The 8,517-nt window shown below is 50.6% G+C and carries 8 protein-coding genes; 6 read left to right on the top strand and 2 right to left on the bottom strand.

The annotated features are described in order from the left end of the window. Positions 1-172: 172 nt before the first annotated feature. Entirely contained in the window at positions 173-763 is a 591-nt protein-coding gene (locus B2Z72_RS15365) for an REP-associated tyrosine transposase (protein WP_297005237.1), read from the bottom strand. A gap of 135 nt (positions 764-898) precedes the next feature. After that, positions 899-1,105 (bottom strand): GIY-YIG nuclease family protein, encoded by a 207-nt coding sequence (locus tag B2Z72_RS15360; RefSeq protein WP_349676704.1) that lies wholly within the window; start codon positions 1,103-1,105, stop codon positions 899-901. 601 nt (positions 1,106-1,706) lie between these two features. Here B2Z72_RS15360 and B2Z72_RS15355 point away from each other — a divergent pair. From B2Z72_RS15355 to B2Z72_RS15330, 6 genes are all read left to right on the top strand, one after another. Next, on the top strand, positions 1,707-2,603 hold the full coding sequence (locus tag B2Z72_RS15355; RefSeq protein WP_296982779.1) for a SphA family protein: 897 nt from the start codon (positions 1,707-1,709) through the stop codon (positions 2,601-2,603). A gap of 444 nt (positions 2,604-3,047) precedes the next feature. Next, on the top strand, positions 3,048-3,830 hold the full coding sequence (locus B2Z72_RS15350) for a type IV pili methyl-accepting chemotaxis transducer N-terminal domain-containing protein (protein ID WP_296982778.1): 783 nt from the start codon (positions 3,048-3,050) through the stop codon (positions 3,828-3,830). 512 nt (positions 3,831-4,342) lie between these two features. Next, entirely contained in the window at positions 4,343-5,509 is a 1,167-nt protein-coding gene (gene doeB2 / locus B2Z72_RS15345; RefSeq protein ID WP_296982777.1) for a N(2)-acetyl-L-2,4-diaminobutanoate deacetylase DoeB2, read from the top strand. 56 nt (positions 5,510-5,565) lie between these two features. Further along, complete coding sequence (locus B2Z72_RS15340) at positions 5,566-6,825, top strand: aspartate aminotransferase family protein (RefSeq protein ID WP_296982776.1); 1,260 nt, start codon at positions 5,566-5,568, stop codon at positions 6,823-6,825. Continuing rightward, positions 6,822-8,099, top strand: a complete 1,278-nt coding sequence (doeA, locus tag B2Z72_RS15335) for an ectoine hydrolase (RefSeq protein ID WP_297005234.1) — start codon at positions 6,822-6,824, stop codon at positions 8,097-8,099. Before B2Z72_RS15340 ends, doeA begins: the two co-directional genes overlap by 4 nt. Continuing rightward, a partial coding sequence (locus B2Z72_RS15330) for an aldehyde dehydrogenase family protein (RefSeq protein ID WP_297005232.1) occupies positions 8,083-8,517 on the top strand: 435 nt, incomplete at its 3' end. The genes doeA and B2Z72_RS15330, both read left to right, overlap by 17 nt.

Here is an 8,517-nt window from a genome sequence, read left to right as displayed (position 1 = left end):
CTGATGAATGTATTCGATCTTTTGCCTCATCATCTCAGAACTGCTGATCCATTCAGGATTTTCTCGTTCCCACGCTCCGCGTGGGAACGCAACTGTACAGCAGAGGCTGAAGGCTACCACGCGGAGCGTGGGAGCCAGATGTACGGTGAAAGCCAGTTAGCTAAAACAGCTATTACGACCACCAACTCTTATCCACCGGCAGCAGCCCTTCACTGCCCGCGTAGTCTCTGGCGCTGGAGTAACGCCAATGTTCATCCTGATCAACGTAACCCCGCTTTACTGGGTTCTGATGAATGTATTCGATCTTTTGTCTCATCATCTCAGAACTGCTGATCCATTCAGGATGAACGCCTTCCTGCCAGAACTGCCATTGGCGGTCGGTTTTATGGGCCAATTTCAGCTGCTGTAATTGATTTAACAAAGTCGTGGCTTTTCTCTGCTGTAAGTAACCCAGAAGTTGATGGGCGGTGAAGGATTTAAAACGGGCGATATCTTTATCAAGCTGCTGACTTTGACCTATCAGGTGCAGGTGGTTTTCAAGAATAACCCAGGCGTGAATTCGCAGACCTTCACTCATCAGAAAGCGCAAAGATTGGAGCAGAATTTCAACAGACTCAGGTCGGGTAAAGACAGGCAACCAACCCTGCACCGTCAGGGTCATAAAATGTGGTTGGCCAGGGTGAATAAATTTGTAACGACTGCGCCCCATGAAACTATCCTTGTTTCTGATAAGTTCAGGGCTAAAGGCTACCACGCGGAGCATGGGAGCCAGCTCCCGGAGCAGCCGTTCTAAGCGTTAAGCATGAAACCTAAGCACTGACCTCTTCAACCTCCCGTGAAATAGCCAAACTTTCCCGGTATTCAGCCGCTTCGGCCTTCATCGTCCAATGCACTTCTTTCATTCCCATCTGCTCCACCTTCTGGCGGATAATCGGCAGGGATACACCAAAGAACTCTTTCGTGGATTCACTTTATTAACGGAATCCAGCTGAAAATGACGGTGCAGTTCTTTTTCCAATGTCGGCGCGTCTTCGCTGAAGATCATGGCGTGCACATCAAACTCAAACGGTACGGAGGCATCGCCCAGTTCTTTTACCCGGTCCAGCGGTTCTAAACGCCGTATAATGCCAATTTTAAAAGGATGCTGTCGTCCTGGATAACAATTATGGCAGTCTGATCCTGCGACATGTCATGTCCTTATGTCATAGGGCAGCCCACTCCAGCCGGAAGCATCGTAAACAGAGATCTGATCCCCGGATGTCCGGAATGCCGATTGCCCCTGGTTGTTAATACTTATGATTTTATCAATGTGTCCACTATTGTCCATTCTTTGTACACCGGAACCATCCACTGAACAGTATTTGATACTGTCTGATGATTCCGATCACTCATACCTTCAAGGTATCAAAACCCCTTTCATTACATATTAGACTGCTCTCACCAGACCAGTAACTATACCCCCACAGCGATGGCCGTCAGCAAACAGCGGCCCACCCAAACGCTTAACGAAAAATTAAGCGGCGGCCATCGCGACAAGCTCTGACATCAGGGCGTTTCGGACAACAGGTATTCCGTTAGCAAATAGCTGCAAAAAAACGACACCTGCTGTCAGCCAAAACAATAACAATGGCAAAAAACCTGGGCGTTACGGAACACACAAACATTCGTGTGAACGACGCTTTAAAACAATAAAAACGGAGAGTCCGATGATGAATAAATCCCATCTGGCGTGGTTACCTTTGGCCACCGCTTTGTCTTTACCTGCGCTCGCTACCGAAGGCGGTGGCTCAAGCTATCCGGTCGGTGCAGAAAACTACGCCTGCTGCGCTCTGCCGCCACCGGGTGTTTACGGCATGCTTTATGGTCAGAGCTACAGTGCTGACACCATGCGCGATAACGATGGCGATGACGTATCACCCAGCAATGATTTTGAAGTGTCGGCCAGTGCGCTGGTGTCGCGTTTAATCTGGGTAACAGAAGAACAGGTTGCCGGCGGCTCTCTGGGTTTCCACACCATTATTCCGCTGGTTGATCTCTCCGTGGATATTGCACCGGGCGTTAAAGACAGTGATTCCGGTCTGGGTGACATCACAGTGGGGGCAGCTCTGGGCTGGCATCACAGTCAGGTTCTGCACACGGTTGCGGTACTGGATATTACCGTACCAACCGGCTCTTACGATGAAGATGAAATTGCCAATATCGGTCGTAACCACTGGGCAGTTCAGGGCGTTTATGGGGTTTCACGTCTCGACCCCAATGGCCTGAATTACGGCCTGAAAGGCATGTGGACTTACAACCTGAAAAACAGCGATACCGATTATAAAGACGGTCAGGAATTAATTTTCGATTACGCCATTGGCTGGGGCCTGGGTAACGGCTTTACCGTCGGTGCCGGCGGCTATCTGTATCAGCAGATTACTGACGACAAACAAAACGGCGATACCGTCGACGATAACCGTGGCCGCTCGTTAGCCATTGGCCCAAGTGTGCGTTATGACAGTGGCAAGGGCTGGTTCGTAACGGCTAAGTACAGCCAGGAAACCCAGGTGCGTAACCGTGCCGAAGGCGATGTATTCTGGATTAAGGCTGCATTTCCTCTCTGATTACGTGACAGTGCTCCCGGGCTAATATGCAGGCGACCCGATGGTCGCCTGCTGACCACCTCGATAAACAGCAATTCAACTAACATTCGTTATCTTCTTCTGATCAACAATGCGGCCAAAGTTCTGCCATTACTGCCAAATAAGCATCAATACTCAAATCAGATTCCAGATGGAACAGTCTACCTGAAGGAACTCTTTGTTGTTTTGAGTGAACGCTGGCTTCCATAAAAATAAAAGCATTAAAAATCAAATAATTAAAAACATACCTAAGAACAACTACGTATCAGATTTCAGTCATTACCTGTCATTTAAGCATTTAACGAACCAGTTCCAGACAAACTACTTATATTCTGGCCTAATAGCACCCCCGTACTACTCCGGGCAGTCCTGCCCCCGAGCACAGAAAGACCTATTACAACTGAATAAATCCGTAAGGAACGACCGATGAAACTGCTTCAGAAAACCCTGCTGCCGTTAGCATTACTGATGCCGTCTTTTGCCTTTGCTGAAACTGTCAGCAATGCAGAAGCCGAGTATATGTCCGGCAGTCTATGCACCCTGTCCCAGCGTATGGCAAAAGATTACCTCGCCATTGGTGCAGATATTCGTCAGGAAAAAGCCCAGCGCGATCTGGATGAAACCGTCGCAACATTTGAACAGCGCTTCCAGCTGCTGATGGACTATACCGAAAGCCATAACCTCAACCGCGAGTTCAAAACGCTGGCCGATACCTGGCTGAAATATCGTACCGATGTTATCGGTAAACCGGAAAAAGAAGCAGCCAAGGTTCTGATCAAAGACAGCGAACAACTTCTGAAGGCCTGTAATCAGGTAGTTGCTGCGATTACCAAACAAAGTGGTTCGGCAGTAGCCCCACTGATCGCTCTTTCCGAACAGGAAACCACGCTGGCGCAGAAAATCGCCCGTGACTACTTTGCCCTGTACTGGCATGTCGATGATGCAAACCTGAAAAGCGATTTTCAGCAATCCGTTAAATATTTTGACGACAATCTGAAAAAATTGATCACGGCTAATCAGAACAGTGCCGAAATCCAGACTCTGCTGAGCAAAGTGGAATCTCAATGGAAATTCTCCAACTCAGGCTTTCAGCTGGATGAATCCGGCCGTTATGTTCCCACTGTGATTTCTGTTACCACTGAGTCTATTTATAAGAAAATGGAAGATGTCGCATTGAAATACGAAGATCTGATGGCTCAAAGTCACTGATCAGGTCTTTGCCAGCGCAGCTATTCACGTCCGGAAAATAAAAAGCAAATGGACAAACCACGACACGCAGGACAACTGAAACGCGCCACGGATGGCCAATCACTGACAGTCCATCAGACCTGACACTTCTCTGCACTAAGCGGGTGCACGGCCAGAAAAATATACGTCAGTGTATTGGCGACGACTCCCGAAATCCCCTTCCGCAGAAAATACAAAGCTGCCAATCTGATTTTCTAAACTGCTGATTTACCACTATTTTAAAATTCATTCTTCCGAAAAATACCGATTAACCAGCCTACGATTTTTATTCTGGAACGGTATTTGCCCTTAAAAATAATCCTTTAAATTACGGAACATTCCCGTAACTTTGATGACGACATGGTTAAGAGCTTCTGTTGCGCAGGCTGTTGATCAGATCTGATCGGCTAACGATCTCAGCAAGATCACAGCAAACTGCCGCACCATCTCTGACCGGAATACACCGGCACGTGAACACCAGACAGGAGACGATTATGTCGAACGACTGGCAGGACACAATTGCATACGCTGAGGCGTTCCGCCGTCAGCTGCATGCAAAACCGGAACTGAGCTGGCAGGAATTTAATACCGCTGCCGCCATCCGCACCCAGCTGGATGAATTTCACATCCCGTGGCGGGAGTGTGCCTCAACCGGCACAGTGGCAGTCATCAATCCAGATGGCCAAACACCAGCCATCGCTCTGCGCGGCGACATCGACGCACTGCCCATTACCGAACAAACCGGAAAAGCCTGGCAATCTACCCATGAAGGCTGCATGCATGCCTGCGGCCACGATGGTCATACTGCCACGCTGCTGGCTGCCGCACGCTGGCTGAAAAAGCACGAACATGAACTGCAGCGCAAAATCGTACTGCTGTTTCAGCCAGCAGAAGAAGGCGGCCATGGTGCCAGAGAAATGATTGCCGACGGTGCTCTTGATGGCGTCGGTGAAATCTATGGCTGGCATAACTGGCCAGCGCTGCCTTATGGCACCATGGCCTGTCCTGATGATCTGGTCATGTGCGGTAACGGTACGTTCAAAATCACCTTAACCGGTCGCGGTGGCCACGCCTCCCAACCCGAGGCCTGCGCTGACCCGTTACTGGCAGCAAGCGCCATACATATTGCATTACAACAGATTGCCAGCCGCCGAATCGCGCCACAGAAAGCGGCAGTCATCAGTGTCACGTCAATACATGGCGGCGAGGCACTGACGGTTATCCCGCAACAGGCTGAAATCGGCGGCAGTATCCGTGTGCCCGATGATGAAACGCGGGAGCAGATTAATCAGTTAATAAGCGATATATCCATCCACACTGCGGGCGCCTATGGCGTTGAATGCGACGTTGAACATTTCTCGCGCTACAGTGCAACCATCAATCACCCTCCACAGGCGGCTCACGCCCGGGCCATGTGGCAGGAACTTTACGGTAACGACGCCCTGCTGCATGGTCAGAGCCTGCCCATCATGGCATCGGAAGATTTCAGTTATTACCTCAAAGAAAGACCAGGAGCTTTTGCCTTAATCGGCAGCAACGACGGCCACGGAAAAGGCCACGACCTTCCCTGTCACAGCCCGGAATACGATTTCAATGATCGTCTTATCGGCGAGGTTTGCCGTTGGTTTTGCCGCCTTACCGGAATGAAGACCCCACCATAGACCACCCTTTTTAACCGATATACACACAATATATTTCAGTTAAAAAGGATCTTCCTATGACTATTTTTGAGCAGCGCGAATCTGAAATTCGCGGCTACAGCCGCGTTTACCCTGTTGTTTTTAAAAGTGCAAAAAATGCGCGTCAGACCGATGAAAGCGGTAAAGAATATATCGACTTTTTTGCCGGTGCCGGCGTGCTGAATTTCGGCCATAACAACAGCCGAATGACCGAAGCCATGATTAATTACATGCAGAATGATGGGGTTCTGCACAGTCTGGATATGCAAACCACCGCTAAAGCGGAATTTATGCAGGCTTTTACCGATATCATTCTCAAGCCACGCAATATGCCTCATCGCATGCAGTTTATGGGACCAACCGGCACCAACGCCGTAGAAGCCGCGATGAAGCTGGCACGCCGCGCCACCGGACGGCAGAACATTGTTGCTTTCAGCCATGGCTTTCATGGTATGACGCTGGGTGCACTGGCCGCCACGGCAAACGAGTATTTCCGTGGCGCATCCGGCGTTCCCCTGCAACACGTCACTCACGAATCCTTCGACGGTGAACACGCCGGGATGGACAGTCTGGCAATGCTGGAGGCAATGCGTGAACGCTATCTTGATCCATCCTCAGGGCTGGAAAAACCCGCAGCGTTTCTGCTTGAAACAGTGCAGGCCGAAGGTGGGGTTAATGTCGCCGGTAAAGCCTGGATGCAGGCCCTTGCCGGTCTGGCTAAAGAACTGGGCGCCGTTCTGATCGTCGATGATATTCAGGTCGGCTGTGGCCGGACCGGTTCGTATTTCAGTTTTGACGATATGAATATTGAACCGGATATTATTTGTCTGGCAAAAGGCATTGGTGGAATAGGCACGCCAATGGCCGTCAATCTGGTGCGCCCGGAACTGGACGACCACTGGAACCCCGGAGAACACACGGGCACCTTCCGTGGCCAGAACCTGTCTTTTATTGCCGGTAAAGTCGCGCTGGAATATTTCACCGATTCTCACCTGATGGACGAGGTAAAAAATAAAACGCTGTTTATGCAGGAAGCACTGCAGAGCATTCTTAACGAAGATGCCTCTCTGCAATTACGCGGCAAAGGCATGATTATGGGGCTGGATGTTGGCGATGGTGCACGCGCATCAGTCATTGTTAAAAAGTGCTTTGCTGACGGTCTGATCGTTGCCGGCTGTGGCACAGGCGGACGGGTAATTAAACTGATACCTCCTCTGACCATCCCGCAGGAAGACCTGACCGCCGGACTGAATATCCTGATTAATGCCACACGCCAGAGCATGGAGGAAGCAGCATGATTAAACGTGATGATATGACTTTCCCACCGGAAGAATATGAGCGCCGAATTAATGAACTGCGCCAACGTATTGCTGAACGTCATCTGGATGCGGTAGTGATCTCTGATCCGGAAAATATTATGTATTTAACCGATTATCAGACCACGGGGTATTCGTTTTTTCAGGCCTTAGTCGTGCCGCTGGAAAAAGAGCCTTTTATGATTACCCGGGCACTGGAAGAGTCCAATGTAATTGCCCGGACCTGGGTGGATTTAACCCGCCCCTACCCGGATACCGGTGATGCCATGCAGATGCTGGTCGATGCTCTGCGCGAATTTGGTTTGGCCAATAAGCGCATAGGCTATGAGCGCAACAGCTACTTTTTCCCGGCTTACCATCAGGATGTTATTCACACCACCATGAAAGACGGCAAACTGCTGGATTGCTTCGGCATTGTGGAAGAAGGCCGTATCTGTAAATCGGATGTTGAGATTGAGCTGATGAAAAAGGCCGCGCTGGCGACCGAGGCCGGTATGCAGGCCGGCATTGAAGCCTGTCGTGCCGGTGTGACAGAAAATGACATTGGCGCAGCGATAAGTGCCGGAATGTTCCGAGCCGGAGGGGAGCCTCCGGCGGTGATGCCCTATGTCACATCCGGGCCGCGTACCATGATCGGTCATGCCACCTGGGAAGGCCGTACCGTGCAGCCAGGCGAACACGTATTCCTCGAAGTCGGAGGCTGCTATCGCCGCTATCATACCGCCATGATGCGCACTGTCATTCTGGGTGAAATGAGTGATTCTATGTACAAAGCGCAGGAGATTATGAAACATGCGCTGAGTGCCGTGCATAAAATGGTTCAGCCCGGCATGACGGTATCTGATGTGGATAATCTGGTGCGCAATATTATCACTGAAAATGATATTGGTGCCCGTCTGATCACCCGTTCCGGCTACTCGATTGGTATCGCTTTTCCGCCCAGTTGGGATGAGGGTTATATCGTCAGCCTTAAACAGGGTGAATCCGCAGTTCTGAAGAAAGGCATGACCTTCCATTTAATACCCTGGATGTGGGGCATTGATGGCGATAAAACCTGTGGTATTTCTGACACCATTCATATCACTGAAGATGGCTGTGAGTCCTTCTTCAGTATGGATCGGGATTTCACCGTCAAACCGGAAGAAGGCCGCCAGTCAGCAGCCTCTGAACCCGGCTATATCGAGCTTCCCACCAATAGCAAAAAAAACAGAAAAGCAGCAGATAAAACGGAGGTGACCAATGTTAGCTCCTGTTAATCCAAGCACCGGAAAAAAATTAGCCGAGGTTGAATCTCTGACCGCCCAGCAGGCCAGCATCGAAATCGACAAGGCAAACGCCGCCTTTCCGCTCTGGCGCGATCTCGCGCTGGAGCAACGCGCCCGTTATCTGAAATCCGTGGCTGCAGCCATGCGTGCACGCAAAGAGGAACTTGCCCGCCTGATGGCCGAGGAAATGGGTAAGCCCTGGCGTGAAGGTCTGGGTGAAGTAGAAAAAGGCGCCATGTGTGCCGAATACTACGCGGATAATGCCGCAGAGTTTCTTGCTGCAGAAGAGCTGGCATCGGATGCCAGCCACAGCTACGTCTGCTATCAGCCACTGGGGACAGTACTCGGTGTTTTACCGTGGAATGCACCGGTATGGCTGGCGCTGCGCTTTCTTGCCCCGGCATTAATG

Source organism: Thalassolituus sp. UBA6592 (genome assembly GCF_002433655.1).
In the GTDB taxonomy this organism is placed as follows: Bacteria; Pseudomonadota; Gammaproteobacteria; order Pseudomonadales; family Oceanobacteraceae; genus Venatoribacter.
This window is presented reverse-complemented; position numbering and strand designations above follow the sequence as displayed.